Below are 19,176 nucleotides of genomic sequence, written 5' to 3' on the forward strand. Positions count from 1 at the left end.
GGGTTTTACGTTCAAATATTAAGGTAAAAAAGAATGCATACCATTGAACAGATATCAGCGTTCGTCGCTGTGTATGACCAAGGAAGTTACAGCCATGCTGGCAGAGTTTTGTTAAAAGACCGAACGACCGTCCGTGAGTTGGTTAAGTCTTTGGAAGACGCAACTAATCTTCAATTGTTTACTGTCAAAGGTAGGACAGCGCAACCGACTGATCAAGCCGATGCCTTAATTGAACAGTTTCGTCTGGTCCTTCGGCAAAATGACAAGCTTTCGGCGCATATTCAAGCCCTTCAATCAGGCAGTAAAGCTACGCTAGTTATTGCTTACAATGAGGACTTCCCCGCCGATGTTATTCAAGATATTGAGCAGAGTATTTTAGCGATGCACCCTGAAATTAGAGTGAGTTGGCTTGAGCGCAGCAGAGAGCTTTGCTTAGAAGGTATTGTCTCCGGCAGCATTGATATTGCCTTTATGCCTTCGCGCGGTTTGTTGTACCCTGAGAAAACCGTGGACTTTAAGCTTATTGGTTACGTTCACTACGGGATTTATACGGGACAAAATAGCCCGCTTAAACTTCATAAAGCGTTTACACTCGAAGATATTCAACTTGAAGTTCAATATGTGAATGAACGAACCTTGTTAGCTGAAGGGGCAATTCAGTGTTTTTCATCGCACTCTAGAGTAACTGGAGGCAACCTGCACACGATTAAAGCGGTAGAAAAAAACGGATGGGCTGTACTACCAAACTGGGTGGCCTCACAGTGGGGGCGCGGCAAGATTCTTAAGAAATCTTCACCACTTTTTAGTTGTGATTGGCATGTGCCATTTAGCTTATTCTATCAAGTGGGAAAAGAGCGGCATGAGGTAGTCAGCAACATTCTAACCATTTGTAGCAATATCAAGTTAAATAGCTAAAACTCAAATATGTGATTGGAGTACCTCCAAATCGTTGATATTAATCAATCAACCCTCAGTATAACCCTTTCGTATAGTAGGGACATTAGTTAGAAGAGTTACAATTCGCCTAACACAGCTCATCTGAATGGGCTCGGAAGTAGTATAATCAAATAATCCCTTTGACTAAAAGTGAAAGGATGTGAGCATGTCTAGGCAAAACAATAAGTCTTCTGAAAGCCGTCGCAGATTTCTTCGTGACGCAGCAAGAACTGCGGTCGGTGTTGGCGCTGCGGCGACTTTACTGGGGTTACAATCCAAACAAGGGCAAGCAAAAACTAGTGGAGGAGTGCCTATTCGGCCACCTGGCGCGCTTGCTGGCGACCAATTTGACCAAGCGTGTTTGCGCTGCGGTTTATGCGTCCAAGCCTGTCCTTACGATACGCTAAAGCTGGCGACCCTTTTATCTCCGGTAGCATCAGGAACCCCATATTTTACTGCCCGCGATATTCCTTGCGAAATGTGCGAAGACATTCCTTGTGTGGTGGCATGTCCAAGCGGCGCGCTAGACCACTCACTCACCAACATCGACGATTCACGTATGGGACTAGCGGTTCTTATTGATCATGAAGAGTGCTTGAATTGGCAGGGACTGAGGTGTGATGTTTGCTATCGAGTGTGTCCAGTCATTGATAAAGCGATTACGCTTGAGCCAATTCGCAATCAGCGTACTGGTTATCATGCTAAGTTTATTCCTACCGTTCACTCTGATCACTGTACAGGCTGTGGTAAATGTGAGCAGGCATGTGTTACCGATGTACCTGTCATAAAGGTTGTACCTATTGAGCTCGCTAAAGGCCATATGGGCGATCACTATCAGCTTGGTTGGGAAGAAAAGGTAGAACTTCGAGATGGTACCTTCCCTGAAACACCAGAGATAGCACCGAGTGAGCACATCCGCATCAATGACGGGAGGAAATAACCATGGCTAAAAATCTTGCAAAAGATGCGGGTAAAGACGCGGTCAAAGAGCTTGGCTGGTGGAAAGCACATCGTTTTTTGATTTCAAGAAGGCTATGCCAACTCGCTATCATAGGTCTATTCATGGTGGGACCAACATGGGGAATCCTTGAAGGTAATCTATCATCCAGCATGTTGTTTGGGGTGATTCCTCTTAGTGACCCACTCCTCGTGATGCAAACATTGGCGACAGGACACTGGCCGGAAGTGAACGCCTTCATTGGTGTTGCGATTGTTGTTGTATTTTATGCTCTCATTGCGCCTCGTGCTTTCTGTGCTTGGGTTTGTCCGCTCAATATGGTGACCGATTTAGCAGCATGGGTGCGACGTAAGCTCAACCTCAAAGCAAGTTACAAATGGTCTCCAAAACTTCGCTATTGGTTGATTCCAGTGATTCTATTGGGCAGTGCTGTTTCTGGTTCACTGTTGTGGGCGTGGATTGACCCGGTGGCATCGTTACATCGTGGCTTGGTATTTGGAATGGGTGCTGGCTGGATACTGATTTTATTGGTTTTCTTACTTGATCTTGTTTTGGTCGAGCACGGTTGGTGCGGGCACTTGTGCCCACTGGGTGCAACCTATGGCGTTATTGGCCGTAAAAGTCTCATTAGAATCAAAGCGACACATCGAGAGGCGTGCACTAAATGTATGGACTGTTATAACGTGTGCCCTGAACCCGACGTCCTTAGGCAACCCCTAAAAGAGGGTGATCGCCGTGTTATGAGCCAAGATTGCATGAGCTGTGGGCGCTGCATTGATGTGTGTGCGGAAAAAGTACTCGAGTTTACTGCGAGTTCAAAGCAAGACCATACTTAGAAGAGCAGAGCATGGGTTATGGAACGTTACGTTTTAGCTCTGTAACGTTCCATTCTAACAGGTTGTTAACTCGGACTTTTCTATCAATGGCGTGTTTTTGGATGTTGGCGAGAGCCACATACGCGGCTAGTAATACGCTGAGCATGCTTATACCTTCATTACTCTATTGGTCAATATGTCGAAGATGACACTGTTCATTTACGATGAATACCACCCAAGCACTATCGTTCCATACCGATTCTTTTTCCGGGGTCCAAACTGTGCAGTCCAAGGTTGTGGTGTCGCTGTAGTTTACGGTGAGGTCAAAATTCATAAGATCTTTTGACATATTTATTTGTTTGAAGTTGCCATGTGAAGAGATATCAATAGGTGGCGATTGTCGGCCAATGTGAACTGCGGTCTCGCCTATATGCTTGTGAACATCAAGGTCTAGGATAAAAACGGGCACTGTGTCGTCCACAGGTTGAACATTGGGTTGGTGTAGAGCGTAAAGCTGATAGTCATCGGTGTCGGTATCACCTAGACTAAAAACCCAATAGCGAGCTTTATCTACCAGTTCAACTTGAGTATTAGCTAGCACCCGTTGTTCATTGCGACTAATAAGTTCAATGTTTAATACGTTTACAAAGTCATCAGCATAACGAAATTTTATGGTTTTCGAATAACCGATACGACGAGAGAAGTGTCCTTTCAGCAATTCATGTTTCTCTCCTTTTAAAGACGTGGCAATTACGTCAGTGTCAGCGTATTCACTGGGACTAGCAATAAAGTCAAATGTACGAATAACCATACTTTGAGGCTGCGATAGGGTAGCTTCTGGGTTGGTCGGACTGCTTCCTCCGCATCCAATCAACGTGCTGGTGGTTAAAAGGAAAGCAAAAAAAGACAATGAGCGTGGTACATTCATAGAGTTTCTCTTAATTGAAAATGGAGTTAAGGTTTATTCAGGCGATGAAATCTAGACTCTTGATATACAGAGCCATTTTGGGGCATCGAAAAGGTTGGCTGATATTAACCCAGCTTGGCTTCCTATCTTTTACTGAAACGGAATAGTGTGCTTCCATAAACAGCAGTGTTTCTTCGATAACAGTATTCCAGCGTTGATCCTGTCTAACGATAAGTTGGCTAGACTTTGGGTAAAACTTCCATTTAGTCGTACTTAACTGAGGGCAGATATAAACCTGACCTAAATGGTCAACGATAACCTCACCTTCAAGTTTATTAGCACGAAATTTCTTATTTACGTCATCCTTGGTATCAGTGTTAATTTTAATGGCATAGATAAACGGCATATATAACCTACAGCTGTGTTTGTTCCTCAGGAGAACCTGATAAAAGTTATTTAAGAATGTTCCGATAATGTAGTCACATTATTGGATAAAATCGGTAACGACTAAATAAACTGTCTTGGATCGCGTATACTTAGATCAATGTCGTCCAAATAAGCAGCTAGCCCCTGTGGTGAATCGATACGAACCTTGCCTCGATATAAAGTAACAAGCTGATTTCTCTCTAGTTCCTTCATCACTTCGTTTACTCTTTGACGTGCGATACCTGTCATGTCGCTTAATTGTTGTTGTGACACTGCGATTTCGACCATCGATTCGTTGGTGTTCATATGAGCCAATATATCTATCAACTGATAAACAATCCGCTCTGTGATATTCGCACTATATATTAACTGGCTTTGTAGCCACTTCTCTTTTGACTCAAAAGTTAATGAATAAAACCATTTGTAGATTTCAGCATTCTTTTCACATATTGGACGCAAGCGTTGGTTACTAAAATGAATAATGCTACAAGGTTCTATTTCAATAAATATAAATGGCAATAAAGAGGCATTAGGGTCAATATAATTTCCGAACCAGCCATCTTGACCTACTAATAGGCAATTTGCAGTTTTTAAATTTGGTGTTTGTATACAAATCGCTAATGTTCCACGTTCTATAAAGTTGATGCCTCTATTTATGAGGTTCGGACTTGCCAACGCAGAGTCTTCGATTGAAATTCGCTGAGCCACAGAAACCAGTTCTTGTGACAACTCTGGTGACAACGAAGTCGTCCACCCTAATTGTTCAATCGCTATCGTCTTTGTCATGACCACCTCTTTTTATATCTTCTTATAGATTATAGAGGCTTACGGACATTATGAATGCGTTTCTTGCCGTCGTTGAAGGAGAGTGTATAGGGGAATGCAGAGAAGAAGTATCCGATGGCGGACACTTCTCGCAATTAATTCAATAAAAGTGGTGGACTGTGTTCGAAAACAACGACGGCGTGCTGAATGAAATAGCACCCCTGTAGGGGATGATGGCTACTGAGCTATATCCAACACGTTACCTTTTACACCATTGGTTCTGAACCAACCTGCGATACTAAAACGCTCACGATGGGTTGGCAGCACTTCGTGAGGGAACTGCTCTGAGAAAAACACAAATAATCGGCCTGATTTTGGTTTGATTCGATTCAGTTCATTGTCATCCAAGTCATAGACGACTAAATCACCGCCATCTTGCTCTGTCCATTCATCATTCATATAGAACACCGTCGTCAAACGGCGATTTTCGTTACCGCGGAAGCAATCTAGGTGTTTCTGGTAGAAATCACCTTTTTCATATTTCGCAAAGTGCGCTTCGTATTCAAATAAGCCCAAGAAAAAATTCTGGTTTGCGGCTTGGCGAATAATTTCCATCTTATTCAGAAATTGTTGGACGGGTTCACCAAGATCGTTCGATAGCCAGCAGATTTTGTCACTGCGAATAGCGCTTTCACGCATGGCTTCGTCGTTACGACCGATACACGCTTTTTTCCAGTTCTCTGGCAGACACTCTTTGAGCGCATCAACTTGATCGGGAGACAGAAAATCGTCCCAAATGTAATAGCCTTGAGAGAATAAAGAATCGATGAGCTTTTGCATGATAAGCGCCGCCGTGATTATAAGAAACAGGAGGCGCTTTATAGATAATTAATCCGTTGTCATCAAATCTGTTTTTTTGTCGTGACGATTAACACGGTTATGCTCTGGGCTCTGACAAAAACTGCCAGAGCCTAAAGCGTGATTAAAGATCAATTCTAAAGACCGATGTTGTACCACTGACTTCATTACCGACTGCAATGAAGTGGTTGCCCTGACGTGTGAAGTACTCGATGGATTCAGGCCCAAGATCGCCTGCTTTTGGGTTGTATTGGTCATTATCGCAATCGCCATCATCTACTTGAGTGCAAACTGGCTGGGAGAAGTCACGGTTATTAACGTAGGTGATAAACAGGGCTTGTTCAGGTTCTGTAACATCATAGACCATAATGCCGCCATGACGTTCTAAGCCAATGAACGCGTAGTGACGACCATTAATATGTGCAACTTCAATAGCTTCTGGCTCGACACCTTTATCATCACTGCGGTCATCTGCGGAGTCGTTATTATCATTAGTGCTATTGAAGTACTTCGCTTCCTTCATGAATACAATATTGGCAAATTCATCGCCACTGTCATAAACCCGTTCACCCGTTTCATTCCAGATAGAGAAGGAGCGAGCGCCAAAGGCTTGCACTTTTTCATCTGCTGCCAATGTTTGGTTTGACTTGATCACTTTAAGGCGTGCTAATTGTGCGTTGTCTTTTAGAGCGATTGCCAGAGGATGATTCGGATCCACTTTGAGCTTCTTGCCACGAACCTCATCAACGTAAGCGATACAGAAGTCTTGCTTGTTAGCGTAGTCCTCAGCATTTTGCTGTTCGTCACCGTCCCACTTAAAACCTTGTTTATCACATTGTTGTTGTGTGGTGTTGAAACCATACTCACGGCCATCACCTTCATTCGCGGTCACAACATAAGTTTCGCCATTTACGCTATAGCTAGCTATGCTGTCGGGCATATACAGGCCTTCTAACATTGGGTAGCTCTTCAAGTTGCCCACAATGTTGTCTTTATTAGAGGCATCAAGCTTCTCTGTTTGCCAAGATTTGCCACCTAAGCCAACGATACTTTTGACACTCGCTGAAGCAACATCAATAGTCGCCATCGCATTGTTTTCTTGAAGGGCTACATAGAGCGAGCCTTTATCATCAAACGTTAAATATTCCGGCTCTAAGTCTTGAGCGACAGTCGCGATAGGATGAGAGATGCGAACTTTAGAACTAAGTTCTGAGTGACGAGGTTGGCCCTGATTAAACTCGCGAAAATTAATCTGAGTCACTACTGCTTTTTGAGGCCCATTGTTTAGGTCGACCAAAGTGACAGACCCTTCAGGATCGACAGAGTAATCAGCGTTGGGTTCACCTTCATTTGCACTAGCAAGGTAACGGCCGTCTTTGGAGAAGCTGACCATGTCTGGCAGTGAGCCTGCTTGGTAGGTGGTAATGAGCGCTAAGGTATCGGAGCGATACAAGGCAATAATGCCTTTGTCTTGCTTATTACTATTCTCGATAGCGACAGCGACCAGTCCTTGATGAGCTGATACGCTATTTGCTGCGCCAATTTTAATACCGGATTGTTGCGCGGCTGACGCTAGATCAATCTGACCTGCCGAACTTGGTTTACCTAGTTTATCGAGCGAAAGCACATCGACCTTCTTTGCTTGTGCATTGACCACATACAGCTTGTCGGTGCAGCTATCGTAACTGACAATCTCTGCGGCAGATGTGCCAAACGGGGCATCTGCGATGGACGTGCCTACCAAGGTAAGACCTGAAATCGACATTTCTGAAGATTCAGGGGCAACTGATGTTTTACATTGAATATTAAACGCTTCAACGGCATTGAAAGCTGTCTTTGAAGAAGAGTTTGATGCACATCCAGATAGTGCGATGCTTGCTACGATAACCGAAGCAAAAGTGGTTCTAAGCGAGTTCATATTTCCTCCTTGAATGATTAACTCGCCGAGGATAAATATATTTTGTTACGTTTGTGTGTATGGACTAAAAACCTACGAGAATGTTCACACGGACAGGCTGACATTGGGATAGATTAAACGGTGAGATTCAGTACTGAATAATGAAAAAAGCGAGGAGTCCCTCGCTTTTTAATGTTGGCTATTTGGCGACGTTGCCTGCTACGTTGAGGGCGTCCCATGTTCTTGCGAATGGGGGGGCGTAGCAAAAATCTAAATATCCCAATTGTTGTGTCGTCATTTTAGCGGTGATGGCGACAGCTAGTGCATTGATGCGCCCAACTGCACCTTTCTTACCGATGATCTCACCGCCAAGTAGAATATTGGTCGTCGGCTCGTACACCAGTTTGATCTTTATGTCTTCTTGTCCTGGGTAATAGTCGGTCTGGTTTTTATCTTGGATGGTTGATGTCTTAACTTCTAATCCGTGCTCTTTCGCCATCATCTCGGAAACGCCAGTACACGCCAGTTCGTAATCGAGAACCTTCAAGCAAGATGAACCTAAGAAGCCGTTTAAATAAGTGTCCTTACCTGCTAAATGATCTGCCATCATACGAGCTTGCTTGTTCGCTGTGGTGGCTAGTGGCACATACACTGACTGTCTCAGCGCCATATGGTGTGCAACAGCGCAGTCACCGACTGCATAGATGTGCTCATCGTTTGTTTTACCAAACTCGTCAACCAAGAGCGCACCATTCGCTGCTTTTGGTAGATTGAACGCTTCGGTGTTTGGTTTGAAACCGAGAGATAGAATAACAATGTCCGCTTCGATATCACCGTTGTCAGTTGCAACGATGTAACTACCATCTTGTGCATCGCGGATTGTATTGACGCTACAACCTGTTTTCAAGGTCGCGCCAGATTCACGCACAGTCGCTTCCACAACATCAATCATCTCAGGGCTAAATTGACGACTCATGACAGTGTTTTCACGTTCAACGATAGTGACATCTTTGCCAAGCATATGTGCAGCATCGAATACTTCTAGGCCAATGAAGCCAGCACCAATAATACAAACTCGCTGTTTGCTGGTGTCTTTAAATGCTTCTTTTACGGCTAGGCCGTCTTCTTGACTCGTGAGGGTGTAGACATTCTCGCGGTTGTATTCACCAAATGGTGGGACGATTGGTCGAGCGCCGGAACAAATTATGAGCTTGTCATAGCCAATAAGCGCATCTGTACCATCATGACGAACGCTGATTTGCTTTTCTGTGCAGCTTAATGAGATTACTTCGCTGTTAAGACGGACGTCTAAGCCCGATGCGATGGCTTGCTCTGGTGTTCGTGAGATCATGCGCTCAGTGTCGTCAAAAAAGCCACCTGCGAAATAAGGAAGACCACAGCCACCGAAAGAGATGTAATCACGTTTTTCAATAACAATGACATCGTCACTTGGTTGATTTCGCTTGTATTTTGCTGCAAAACTCATTCCAGCAGCGTTACCGCCAACCACTACAACTTTCATAACTATTACCTAAAATAAGACTGAAAAGAGCACCCAGAGGGTGCTCGTATTATTAATATAAGACGTTAAACAATCGCTTCGCTTTCTTTTGTTGGCGTTGCTGCGCCTTCTGCGTTGTATTGTTCTAAGTCGAGTGTGCCATTTTTCTTCGCAGTGACCACACCGGACAACATCGAACCAGAGATGTTCAGTGCAGTACGCGCCATGTCGATCAATGCTTCAATCGATACCAAGATAGCAACAACGGTGATGTCTAATCCCATGATAGTCAATACAGCAACCGCTGCAAAGGTTGCACCGCCACCAACACCTGCGATACCGAAAGAGGCAATCGCAATCACCGCGACAAGTTGGATGATGAAGCTTAGGTCAACAGGCATCCCCATGACTTGTGCCGCCATAATCGCAAGCATTGCTGGGTAGATACCGGCACAACCGTTTTGACCAATACTGGTACCAAATGTCGCTGACATGTTAGCTGTTTCTTCATCAACACCTAGGCGCTGTGTTTGAGTTTCCACGTTTAGAGGGATAGCCGCCATACTTGAACGCGAGCCGAAACCAAACACAAGAACTGGCCATGATTTCTTAGCAAACTTCGTTGGAGATAAGCCAAACATTGACACCATGACAAAGTGGATAACAAACATCACAGCGATAGCAACATAGCTTGCTACTAAGAAGCGGCCCATTTCCGCTAGTGCGAATAGGTCGTTAGTCATCATGAACGTGGTCATCAGAGCAAATACACCGTATGGCGTTAGCTTCAAGATTTCACGAACCATGGACAGTACCACTTCTTTCGCTGCATTGATGAAATCAACAAAGCTTTGTACTTTCTCAGGCTTACGCTTTTTAACTTGCAGAATGCTGTAGCCTAAGAACATACCAAACAGAACAGTTGACAGTGTTGATGTTCTTTGCGAGCCAGTTAGCATGTCGAAGATGTTTGCAGGGATGATAGACAGTACTAGGCCTGAAAGACCGCTGCTTGCCATAGCATCTTGAGTTGCAATCAATCTGTCGCCACGAGCTTCGATAGCACTGTTAGTACCAATCGTGCTTACTAGAGCGTTTGCATCAATGCCAAAGATATAGATACTTGCGATGCCGACGACTGCAGAAATTGCTACCGTGAAAATGAGGATACCAATAATTTTCGGCGCAATTTTAGACAGTGCACCACTGCCATCTACGTTCATGATCGAAGAGATCATCGCGACGAAGACGAGTGGGATAACAATCATTTGTAGAAGTTTGATGTAGCCTTTACCGAAGATAGAAATGAATTCGGCAAAGCCTGTTGTTGCTTCGTTACCAAAACCTAAGACCAGTTGAATCGCGCCACCAAACAGTAGACCCGCGACTAACGCACTTAGCACTCGGAAGTTAAAGCTTTTCTTTTGCTTTTTAAAGTTTGCTAGGACCGCGTAAAATCCTAAAAACAAGACGCATAACGCTATAAATGTAAGACTCATGAGATACTCCTATTGTTCCCCATGGTTATTTCTTATGAGCAATGGCTTCGATCTCAACCAAGGCATCTTTTGGTAATCTTGCTGCTTCAACACATGAGCGAGCTGGTGCATTTTCTGTCCCAAATACTTCTGTATACACTTCGTTGAATGCAGCGAAGTTTTCCATATCTGAGAGGAAGCACGTTGTTTTGATCACAGTGTCTAATCCTGCTCCACTCTCTTCTAAAACAGCTTTAAGGTTTTCTAGAGATTGCTTAGCTTGTTCTTTGATTCCACCTTCTACAAATTGCATTGTTTCTGGTACAAGGGGTAATTGACCAGAGGTATAAACTACGTCGCCGTAAATGGTGCCTTGTGAATAAGGACCGATTGCTGCTGGTGCTTTTTCTGTGGCGATAATTTGTTTCACTGTAAACTCCTAATTATTGATTTTATTCAGATTTAAATTCTCGGATGAACTTGTAAACCGCCTGTCGACTGATTCCAAGTTGCTCAGATACTTGTGTGGTCGTTTCCTTTAGTTCAAAGATGCCGTTGTCAAATAAACAGCGCGTAATGGCCTTGTTTCGACCTTTTGTGGTAATCGCGTTGTTTTGGTCAACTTCAGCGATGGCCGCGGTGAGCGCTTGAGCGATGACATCATTGGCATTATTACTAAAGTTCTCGTGGACTAATGTTTGTGATGTTGAGCATTGAGGCATCAGTGTTTTGATGATCTCAGGGAAAGGAAACGATAAATTCATGTTGATGCAAAGCATCCCAATGGCTTTGTTATTTGGGCCAGCCAAAACACAGGTTGTTGACTTTAATAACGAACCATCTGCGGCGTTGGTGAAATAACTTTTGGGAGAGACTTCTCCTGTTTTTTCAAAAGCGCGCCACATTCGTAAACCTAAATCGGTAACCGGTGAGCCTATTTTTCGGCCTGTATGGTGACCATTGACGATTTTAACAACAGAGTTTTCTAAGCTTTCAAAAGAGTGAATTACGACTTCACAATGAGGACCAATTAGGTCAGCAATAGTGTCAGCAACTCTAAAATAATTGGCTAATGCAGCTCTATCTTCTTCGCTAAAAGGTACTTGTTTAACATTCATACTTAGGTTTACATTTTTTAACTCTATGACTTGAATCTACTCCTTTTGGGTTAGTTGAGCAACCGTGAAGTAAACTAATGTAAACCTAAGAAAGTCGTGAATAAGTGTATATTTAACCGATATTTAACAAGGTGTTCGTTTGAAATATGAACACGATCACGATTGGTGAGGTCTTTGATTTTAAAATCTTAAACTAGCTCAAAGTTTACTATTTTAAATTTAATGAAATACTAAATGAAGGTTTATTGACTAGGCTCAATTTTGAATATCGAAATGTGCATCCTGCCCAAGTTAAAGTGGGCAGGATGGCTATCATTTACTGACTAAGCTGACTAAACCTCGGCAAACTCTTAGCAAACCTCTGGTGCACATCCATGTAGGTTTGCATGTAGATCTCATCGATACTGTCAGCGCAAGGGAAGCTGGATGAGAAGTCGACATGTTTACGATCGATGGACAATTTGGCTGCCTCGATAATATGAGCGACAAACATTCGAGGATCTTCCAAACCGATGGAGATCCGCATTGTGGTTGGCTTGATACCGGCTTCATTTAACGCTTCGTCGCTAAGCTCGGAGTGTGTCGTTAGGGCTGGGCAAAGCGCAACGGTGTTGGTTTGTCCCAGACTCACCTGCATACCGATAGCGGGCTCAAGCATGTCAAAGAACTGTTTGAACCCGTCACGGTTGATTGGTGCACGATTGCCATTGCCTTCCATATCGATGGTAAACAGAGCCGCAGGCAAGCCCAAGCGCATGTTGTTCTGACAGTGTTCGTAGTTATCACTGTCAGGTAGAGCCGGGCATGACACGTTGATGTCTGGGTGAGCATCGAAGATCTTCGCCAAGGTGAGAGTATTGATGGTTTTTTGCACCACACGCATTTCGTAAGTTTTCATACCATTGAGTACTTCAAATGCTTTGTCGGCGTCTAAGAATGCACCTTTAATGTAATACACATTCCAAAAGAGCGTTTCGTTCCACGGAATGATGACCTCATCGCCGTTAGGTTTGGTGAAGGTGACGTCTTCTCCTTTTGGTACAAACATAGTTTCGTTACGACCGATGACAACCCCAGCGGTTGTGGTGCCTGAACCTGCTAGTTCTTTGGTGTAGGAGTGAATAACGAAATCAGGTCGTTCCATTACGTCATCGCGTTTTAGTACCGGATGCAGGAGCGGGGTACCAACTGTTGAGTCAACGATAATGTCCCAACCACGAAGGTGAGCCGCTTTACTGATGCTAGCAACATCTAAGACGTATCCATGTGGGTTACACGGTGACTCTAGATAGACATAGATTTTCTTGCCAGCGGCAAGGCGGTCGGCGTATTTATCGGCAACCTCATCAAGACGAGCCGCAAACTCATCTCCGGAGTAACCATCGACCCATTCAACCGCAACATTCAGGTTCGAAGGTTTTCCAAACCAATCTTCCAGCAGCTGATAAGAGCCACCGTAGATGTTGCGTGAGGCCAGCACAATATCTTCATGCCCAAGTAAGTGGCTCAGCAACCCATCGATTGCCGCCATACCGGAGTTAAAGTTCCATGCAAGGTACTCATTGGCTCTTGAGCCTGCCTCTAGGTCAACCATGTGGTTAGCCAGTGAAATTGATGTAGGGTTGAGCAATCGAGAGTAAATATCGTGAAGTGGCTCTTTACCGTTGAATGCATCTTCAATCCATTCGGTACATGCAAACAAATACGTTGCGGTACGCGTAATCACAGGACTGGCTGAGAAGATAGCGGCAACATTGTCGAAGATAGGGTAGGCGCCTTTAGAGGCAAAATGACCATTATTGGTGGCAATGGATTGGTAAGTGGTGCGCATTGGGTTTTGCAGATTGTCGAGGATCTTCGCGATCTGGAATGACAAAAATCGCTTGGCGTTAAACCAGGCGATTCTGTCACTCTTGTCGAGCTCTGAAAGTCCATCAACGGTCAATGCCCAAAGGTCATGTGTTTTTGTATTGGCTTTGTACAGTGTGGTCGCCAGTTCAACCAGCGTGGTGCCGTATTCACTGTTTGGGTCGATGCCAAAGTGTTTTGCTTGTTCAATAGCAAGGGCTTCTGCTTGTTCGTGTTTGGTTGTTTTACGCAGCGGGCTAAGTTGAGTTGAGGTATTCATAGTTCCATCCTTTATTGTACCTCTATTAATTTTAGTGTTATAAAAATGTTAAAGATTGCGATTTAAGAAGTAACTTACTCACTTTGAGCAATAAAATTGCGCTTTGTAATTAGAAATTGATGGAAAATGCTAATGGATGAGATCGACAAAAGAATACTGGCTGAGTTGCAAAGTAACGCTCGGCTAACTAATCAAGAGCTGGCAGATCGGGTTGCTCTGTCGCCGTCTCCTTGTTTGCGCCGAGTTCGGTCCTTGGAGAAACAAGGAGTCATTCGGGGTTATCATGCCAGTGTTGACCAAGAAGCGTGCGGGTTGCCTATTAATGTCTTTGTATTGGTGAAACTCGAAAAGCCGACTGAAGAGAACATGCGAGACTTCGAACATCACATTGAAATGATTGATGAAGTGTTGGAGTGTTTTTTGATGACGGGCAACCACGATTACTTATTGCATGTAGTCAGTGAGTCGCTTAAAAGTTACGAGCAGTTTATACGCAGGCAATTAACTCGCCTGCCAAACATCGCCTCCATCGAGTCTAGCTTCGCCTTTGGTCAAGTAAAAGCAAAGACGAAGCTGCCAGTGAGATAAGTAAGTCCCATTATTGCTTAGATTTGATGAGCGCCAAAGCTCGATCAAAATCGAATTCTTGCAGAGCGCCATCAAGTTGCTTTAATTGATTTGGGGTAAGCCCTAGTAATTGGCTTTGCTCTATGTTCTGCACTATCTCAAGCGCATCGGTATCGTTCTGTTCAATGGCGAGCTGCAATTGTTTGTAGAGTGTTGAGTCAAAACTTTCTGTGTGCTCAGGGTTATCGTTATCCGCTATATGAGTGTGTAAAACGCCACTCTCTCTTATTGCCTCCGTGGTTTTATTCAGAGTATTGAGTAGCTTCTTCTGAAGGTGTGCATTGTTGATATCAGACTCTAATGTACTACAGAGTTCAAATAACTCATTCGAACCTATATTACCTGAGACGCCTTTTAAGCTATGGATGAAGCGTTTCAGATCGGAGGATGTTGCATTAGCGAACTGTCCTTTTACTTGAGATAAATCAGAGTAGTGCTCATAAAAGCGTTGCAACAGTCGGCGATAGAGCTGGTGGTTGTTATTCGCACGAGCAAGACCTTGGGACAAGGTGATGGTGTTACTATCAGGCAGTTTCATTGGTTGAGTATTAGCATCAGAGCCGGAGCTGGAACTACTTGCTTCGGATCCAATTTCGCGTTGAGGCGAGGTGATCCATCGAGCAAGGGTGCTGAACATGATGCCTACATCGATTGGCTTAGCTATGATGTCATTCATCCCTGATTGGTAGGCGCGCGCTCTATCTCGTTCCATCACATCGGCGGTCATGGCAATGATGGGGATGGCTTGGTCATCCAGTGTGTTTCTTATTATCTCTGTTGCGCTGTAGCCATCGAGCACAGGCATTTGGCAGTCCATAAGAATGCCATCGAAGGTCATTTGTTTATACAGGTCGATAGCAACTTGCCCATTTTGAGCTACGGTGACTTGGATGTTTTGGCTTTCCAAAAGTTCTACCGCTAATTCTTGGTTAATTTCGTTGTCTTCTACGAGTAATAAATGAGCTCCTGCCAAGTGTTGGACATTAGCCAAATGGGTTTGCTGCTCAAGCTCGTCACGGCTGGTACGGTGGTTTTCTATATCGTATAAGCCAACTATCGCATTGAACAAGTGAGAGGCCGTTACTGGCTTATCGAGAATACTTGGTACGGTATGGCCACGCTCTTGTACTGAGTCAGCCAGAAGCTGGCGATCATAGGCTGTGAGCATCAAGATTCTAGGATTGAGGGACTCAGATTGCTGGATAGCACGAATGAGTTCTACGCCATCTTTACCAGGCATCTGCCAATCCGTAATAACCACATCAAATGCCGAACCTGATTGCGCTGCTTGATTGAGTGCTTCGATTGCGCTATCAACGCCATTAGCGGTTCGAACATTAAAGTCGAGTGATTGAAGAATATCTTCAACGATAAGGCGCGCACTGGCGTTGTCATCCACAATCAGGATGTTGAGGTGGTTCAAGGATGTTGGCACGACAATCGCTTTGGTTTCTAGTACTTGGCTGCGCTTCATGTTAATTGTGAACTCGAAGGTTGAGCCTTCGCCAAATTGACTCCTAACTTCAATGTCCCCGCCCATCAACAAACAAAGCTCCTTACTGATGGCTAAGCCTAATCCGGTTCCCCCATACTTGCGTGTGGTGGAACTATCGGCTTGGGTGAACTTATTAAACAGCTTCTGAGTTTGTTCTGGTGTCATTCCAATGCCGGTGTCAGATACCGCAAATCTTAACGTGACATCGTCATTCTCTAAGTTGTCTGCAGTGATAGTAATTTTAACTTCGCCTTGTTCGGTAAACTTCACTGCATTATTAGCGAGATTGGTTAAGATTTGCCCCAGCCTTAAAGGGTCACCGTAGAGTGCTGTGGGTACGTCTTTGGAAGTATGAATAAGCAGCTCTAAACCTTGCTCCGACGCCTTAAGTCCAACCAAATTAGAAATGTTGTCTAAGACATTTTCGAGTCTAAAATCCACATGTTCAATATCGAGTTTACCCGCTTCGATTTTTGAGAAATCGAGAATGTCGTTGATAAGTCCGAGTAAGGTATCAGCCGACAGCTTTACCTTTTGAATATAGTTACGTTGTGCCTTAGTTAAATCTGTTTTCAAAGCGAGGTAACTCATGCCTATGATGGCGTTCATTGGGGTTCTGATTTCATGACTCATGTTCGCTAAAAAATCCGATTTAGCTTGGTTTGCATAGTCTGCTTCATCTCTGGCAATAGCGAGCTTATCAGCAGACTTTTCAAGCGCAGAGTGGGACTTATTAGCGAGCAAAACGATAAAAACTATGGTGCTCATGAAAATGATGCCACCGATGGCAAGATAGAAAGAGATTTGAGATGAGTTCTCTACAATGTTTTGCTGGTGTTCAAAATCAGGTTCAATGACTTTGAAGGCTTTAAGGTAGGCATTATCAAGCGCCAATGATTGTTGTGCGATAGCTTGTTTCTGCGTAAATAACTGCTCGAATAAAGCGAGATATTGCGTCAGCTGCCCCTTAATTTTCTCAAGCGTTTGTTGTTGGGCTGCATCCGAAATTTGCGGTATCAAATCTGCCAATCGTTGTTGGCTCTCTTTGATAGTTCCTTCAATTTGCTTGGCGATATCTTGCTGTTCGTTGAGTGTTTGTACCAAGGAGAAGTCGCGTTCGTATTGAGTGGTATCGCTAAATAGGGAACGTAATGTCAGCAATTGAGCGGTAGTGGAGAGTTTGACGTTGGTTTGTTGTTGTATGTCGTTTAGTTCTTGTTGATAGGCGGCTAACTCTTTTTGTAAGCTCGTTCTTAGCACTACACTCGCTCGTGTAAACTCTTTCCCCGCCGAATTGATCTGGGCGGCGATGTGCTGCTGCATTGGTGCGGTAACTAGTTTGAGGTTTCTGAGTTGAATGACCGCAGTTAAATACTGATTTCGAGCGTTATCAACCAGTGTCAGTTTGTCCTTAGCAGCCTGCGTAACCATCTTTGGTTGCAGAGCTCTAATTTGGTTACGCACTTCATTCAAGCCAAATTGCAGTTGTTTGTAATCTTCATTATTCGGTTCGAGGATAAAAGACTTTTCATGACTTCGAATTGTAGAAATACGACTTGCTAAATGATGGCTTTCAATAGCGATTTGAGCACTAGCATCAATGTGTTGACGCATGCTTTCGACTAACGCGACCTGTTTTTCTATCGAGACTTTAAGATCGACCTGCATCTCTTCTACATCATAAATAGACGTGTCCGAATTTGAGGTAAGAGCAACGCGGGTGGTTCTTTCTAGGTCGTTAAGTTCTACGTATTCGGTAAAAGTCGTCTTGTAATCTTGAAGTAGCGCCTTTACTTCTTGATTGACCTGCTCGGAAGGCTGGGAATCGGCAAGCAGGTAGGCCATATCAATATGTTCAAAGGTTTTTTCAGCCTGCGGATGGGTGGGCGATAGTGCGTAATTGCGCTCATGCAGCTTAATGCTATCTATGGCGGCACGAAGTTGAGCGCTTTGAGCGTAATTGTCGACAGTTTCAAAACGAAGATTGAGTTTTGACCAACCTATTGACCCGGCTATCACCAATAATGTCACTGCGATGAAAAAGCCAATAAGAATGCGTTTTGAGTCGAGATTTTGTCCGATAGGAAAATTCATGGAAATCCTTTAAACCAATGTAGTTCTAGTCTTTAAAAGCATCTCGAATGGCGAGAATATCATCCAATTTGCTGATGAAAATTGGTACTAAACTTGGATCGAAGTGAGTTCCTGCATCGCGCTCTAGTAATGCGAGCGTTTCCTCAATGGACCAAGCCTTTTTATAGGGACGCACACTGGTCAGTGCGTCAAATACATCGGCTATTGCGACGATTCTTGCACTAAGTGGGATTTGCTCTCCTTTCAATTGTTTGGGGTAGCCACTGCCGTCCCATTTTTCATGATGGTTTAATGCAATTTCTTGAGCCATTTGTAAGAGTAGTGAATCGCTGTCACCAATAATGTCACCGCCAATTTCGACATGCTTCTGCATGACGGCCCATTCGTCAGCATCGAGTTTACCTGGCTTTCTTAACACGTTATCTGGAATACCAATTTTACCGATGTCGTGCATTGGTGCGGCTTGAAATACCAGCTCAACCCAGCGCTTACTAACGTTTAGTTGGGATGCGAGAATGCGTGAGTAGTGGCTCATCCGCACGACGTGCATTCCGGTCTCGTTATCTTTGTATTCTGCTGCTCGTCCCAAGCGTTGGATGACTTCCAAGCGACTTTGTTCAAGCTGAGCCGTTCTTTCACGTACTTTGATAGAAAGTTCGAGATTCTGATCGTACAGCGCAATATGTGTCTTCACTCGAGCTAACACAATGGGTGGACTAATGGGTTTGGTAATATAGTCCACCGCGCCCAACTCAAAGCCTTTCTGCTCGTCGACCACTTCACTTTTCGCGGTGACAAAAATAATGGGAATATCAGCGGTTAGTGGGTTGGCTTTTAGTGTTTCGCAAACCTCATAACCGTCCATTTCGGGCATCATGATATCGAGCAATATCATATGAGGTTTAGGTGTGGAGAGGGCGATTTGTATGGCTTTCGCTCCGCTTGTTGCCGCTTTTACTTTGTAATGTTCATTCAAAGAGCCAGCAATGGCATGGATATTATCGGGAATGTCGTCAACGACAAGCACCACAGGTTTTTCTTGGTTGTCTGTATGCATAAGTACGAGTCCTTGTACCGAAAATGCAGAGATAAGGCTTTTAAGAATAGACAAGGTTTCGTATGTGTTACAAACAATTAGCTCACTATGAGAACAATCTCGCATCAAGGTTTGCT

17 protein-coding genes are annotated in these 19,176 nt (G+C 44.1%); 4 read left to right on the forward strand and 13 right to left on the reverse strand.

What is annotated here, in order from left to right:
* Window positions 1-33 precede the first annotated feature (33 nt).
* From AWH66_RS09185 to napH, 3 genes are all read left to right on the forward strand, one after another.
* On the forward strand, window positions 34-915 hold the full coding sequence (locus tag AWH66_RS09185; protein ID WP_063604795.1) for a LysR family transcriptional regulator: 882 nt from the start codon (window positions 34-36) through the stop codon (window positions 913-915).
* A 187-nt stretch (window positions 916-1,102) separates the two neighbouring features.
* The gene (gene napG, locus AWH66_RS09190; RefSeq protein ID WP_006070094.1) at window positions 1,103-1,876 is read left to right on the forward strand and encodes a ferredoxin-type protein NapG; all 774 of its coding nucleotides are present in this window, start codon (window positions 1,103-1,105) and stop codon (window positions 1,874-1,876) included.
* A gap of 2 nt (window positions 1,877-1,878) precedes the next feature.
* Window positions 1,879-2,730, forward strand: a complete 852-nt coding sequence (napH, locus tag AWH66_RS09195) for a quinol dehydrogenase ferredoxin subunit NapH (protein WP_063604796.1) — start codon at window positions 1,879-1,881, stop codon at window positions 2,728-2,730.
* Between the two features lie 16 nt (window positions 2,731-2,746).
* On the opposite strand, the gene AWH66_RS26220 is transcribed toward napH, so the two are convergent.
* The 11 genes from AWH66_RS26220 to AWH66_RS09245 all read right to left on the reverse strand — a co-directional run bounded on the left by AWH66_RS26220 (window position 2,747) and on the right by AWH66_RS09245 (window position 13,787).
* The gene (locus tag AWH66_RS26220) at window positions 2,747-2,875 is read right to left on the reverse strand and encodes a hypothetical protein (RefSeq protein ID WP_268679738.1); all 129 of its coding nucleotides are present in this window, start codon (window positions 2,873-2,875) and stop codon (window positions 2,747-2,749) included.
* An 18-nt stretch (window positions 2,876-2,893) separates the two neighbouring features.
* Window positions 2,894-3,637: a hypothetical protein gene (locus AWH66_RS09200; protein ID WP_063604797.1), complete on the reverse strand. Its 744-nt coding sequence runs from the start codon at window positions 3,635-3,637 to the stop codon at window positions 2,894-2,896.
* A 37-nt stretch (window positions 3,638-3,674) separates the two neighbouring features.
* Window positions 3,675-4,022, reverse strand: a complete 348-nt coding sequence (locus AWH66_RS09205; protein WP_063604798.1) for a hypothetical protein — start codon at window positions 4,020-4,022, stop codon at window positions 3,675-3,677.
* A 101-nt stretch (window positions 4,023-4,123) separates the two neighbouring features.
* Entirely contained in the window at window positions 4,124-4,828 is a 705-nt protein-coding gene (locus tag AWH66_RS09210) for a Crp/Fnr family transcriptional regulator (RefSeq protein WP_063604799.1), read from the reverse strand.
* A 216-nt stretch (window positions 4,829-5,044) separates the two neighbouring features.
* On the reverse strand, window positions 5,045-5,647 hold the full coding sequence (locus AWH66_RS09215) for a 2OG-Fe(II) oxygenase (RefSeq protein WP_063604800.1): 603 nt from the start codon (window positions 5,645-5,647) through the stop codon (window positions 5,045-5,047).
* A 142-nt stretch (window positions 5,648-5,789) separates the two neighbouring features.
* On the reverse strand, window positions 5,790-7,583 hold the full coding sequence (locus AWH66_RS09220; protein WP_063604801.1) for a choice-of-anchor I family protein: 1,794 nt from the start codon (window positions 7,581-7,583) through the stop codon (window positions 5,790-5,792).
* A gap of 178 nt (window positions 7,584-7,761) precedes the next feature.
* On the reverse strand, window positions 7,762-9,084 hold the full coding sequence (locus AWH66_RS09225) for a CoA-disulfide reductase (protein WP_063604802.1): 1,323 nt from the start codon (window positions 9,082-9,084) through the stop codon (window positions 7,762-7,764).
* A gap of 65 nt (window positions 9,085-9,149) precedes the next feature.
* Complete coding sequence (locus AWH66_RS09230) at window positions 9,150-10,562, reverse strand: cation:dicarboxylate symporter family transporter (RefSeq protein WP_063604803.1); 1,413 nt, start codon at window positions 10,560-10,562, stop codon at window positions 9,150-9,152.
* A gap of 25 nt (window positions 10,563-10,587) precedes the next feature.
* Entirely contained in the window at window positions 10,588-10,971 is a 384-nt protein-coding gene (locus AWH66_RS09235; protein WP_063604804.1) for a RidA family protein, read from the reverse strand.
* 22 nt (window positions 10,972-10,993) lie between these two features.
* Complete coding sequence (locus AWH66_RS09240) at window positions 10,994-11,659, reverse strand: helix-turn-helix transcriptional regulator (RefSeq protein WP_063604805.1); 666 nt, start codon at window positions 11,657-11,659, stop codon at window positions 10,994-10,996.
* 316 nt (window positions 11,660-11,975) lie between these two features.
* Window positions 11,976-13,787, reverse strand: a complete 1,812-nt coding sequence (locus AWH66_RS09245; RefSeq protein WP_063604806.1) for a trans-sulfuration enzyme family protein — start codon at window positions 13,785-13,787, stop codon at window positions 11,976-11,978.
* 132 nt (window positions 13,788-13,919) lie between these two features.
* Here AWH66_RS09245 and AWH66_RS09250 point away from each other — a divergent pair, with 132 nt between their 5' ends.
* Window positions 13,920-14,375 (forward strand): Lrp/AsnC family transcriptional regulator, encoded by a 456-nt coding sequence (locus AWH66_RS09250; protein ID WP_063604807.1) that lies wholly within the window; start codon window positions 13,920-13,922, stop codon window positions 14,373-14,375.
* 10 nt (window positions 14,376-14,385) lie between these two features.
* Here the strand turns inward: AWH66_RS09250 and AWH66_RS09255 are convergent, their stop codons facing one another.
* Together AWH66_RS09255 and AWH66_RS09260 are read right to left on the reverse strand one after the other, a co-directional pair.
* A complete protein-coding gene (locus tag AWH66_RS09255) occupies window positions 14,386-18,003 on the reverse strand; it encodes a response regulator (RefSeq protein WP_063604808.1) in 3,618 nt (1,205 codons plus the stop codon).
* Window positions 18,004-18,028: 25 nt separating this feature from the next.
* Window positions 18,029-19,060 carry a response regulator gene (locus AWH66_RS09260; RefSeq protein ID WP_063604809.1) on the reverse strand — a complete coding sequence of 344 codons (1,032 nt, stop codon included), beginning with the start codon at window positions 19,058-19,060 and terminating at the stop codon, window positions 18,029-18,031.
* Window positions 19,061-19,176: the final 116 nt, after the last annotated feature.

The sequence above is a fragment of the Vibrio barjaei genome (assembly GCF_001639065.2).
In the GTDB taxonomy this organism is placed as follows: Bacteria; Pseudomonadota; Gammaproteobacteria; order Enterobacterales; family Vibrionaceae; genus Vibrio; species Vibrio barjaei.

Coding starts and splice junctions, on each gene's coding strand:
- AWH66_RS09185 (WP_063604795.1), top strand. CDS start 34: ATGCATACCATTGAACAGATATCAGCGTTCGTCGCTGTGTATGACCAA.
- napG (WP_006070094.1), top strand. CDS start 1,103: ATGTCTAGGCAAAACAATAAGTCTTCTGAAAGCCGTCGCAGATTTCTT.
- napH (WP_063604796.1), top strand. CDS start 1,879: ATGGCTAAAAATCTTGCAAAAGATGCGGGTAAAGACGCGGTCAAAGAG.
- AWH66_RS26220 (WP_268679738.1), bottom strand. CDS start 2,875: ATGCTCAGCGTATTACTAGCCGCGTATGTGGCTCTCGCCAACATCCAA.
- AWH66_RS09200 (WP_063604797.1), bottom strand. CDS start 3,637: ATGAATGTACCACGCTCATTGTCTTTTTTTGCTTTCCTTTTAACCACC.
- AWH66_RS09205 (WP_063604798.1), bottom strand. CDS start 4,022: ATGCCGTTTATCTATGCCATTAAAATTAACACTGATACCAAGGATGAC.
- AWH66_RS09210 (WP_063604799.1), bottom strand. CDS start 4,828: ATGACAAAGACGATAGCGATTGAACAATTAGGGTGGACGACTTCGTTG.
- AWH66_RS09215 (WP_063604800.1), bottom strand. CDS start 5,647: ATGCAAAAGCTCATCGATTCTTTATTCTCTCAAGGCTATTACATTTGG.
- AWH66_RS09220 (WP_063604801.1), bottom strand. CDS start 7,583: ATGAACTCGCTTAGAACCACTTTTGCTTCGGTTATCGTAGCAAGCATC.
- AWH66_RS09225 (WP_063604802.1), bottom strand. CDS start 9,084: ATGAAAGTTGTAGTGGTTGGCGGTAACGCTGCTGGAATGAGTTTTGCA.
- AWH66_RS09230 (WP_063604803.1), bottom strand. CDS start 10,562: ATGAGTCTTACATTTATAGCGTTATGCGTCTTGTTTTTAGGATTTTAC.
- AWH66_RS09240 (WP_063604805.1), bottom strand. CDS start 11,659: ATGAATGTTAAACAAGTACCTTTTAGCGAAGAAGATAGAGCTGCATTA.
- AWH66_RS09245 (WP_063604806.1), bottom strand. CDS start 13,787: ATGAATACCTCAACTCAACTTAGCCCGCTGCGTAAAACAACCAAACAC.
- AWH66_RS09250 (WP_063604807.1), top strand. CDS start 13,920: ATGGATGAGATCGACAAAAGAATACTGGCTGAGTTGCAAAGTAACGCT.
- AWH66_RS09255 (WP_063604808.1), bottom strand. CDS start 18,003: ATGAATTTTCCTATCGGACAAAATCTCGACTCAAAACGCATTCTTATT.
- AWH66_RS09260 (WP_063604809.1), bottom strand. CDS start 19,060: ATGCATACAGACAACCAAGAAAAACCTGTGGTGCTTGTCGTTGACGAC.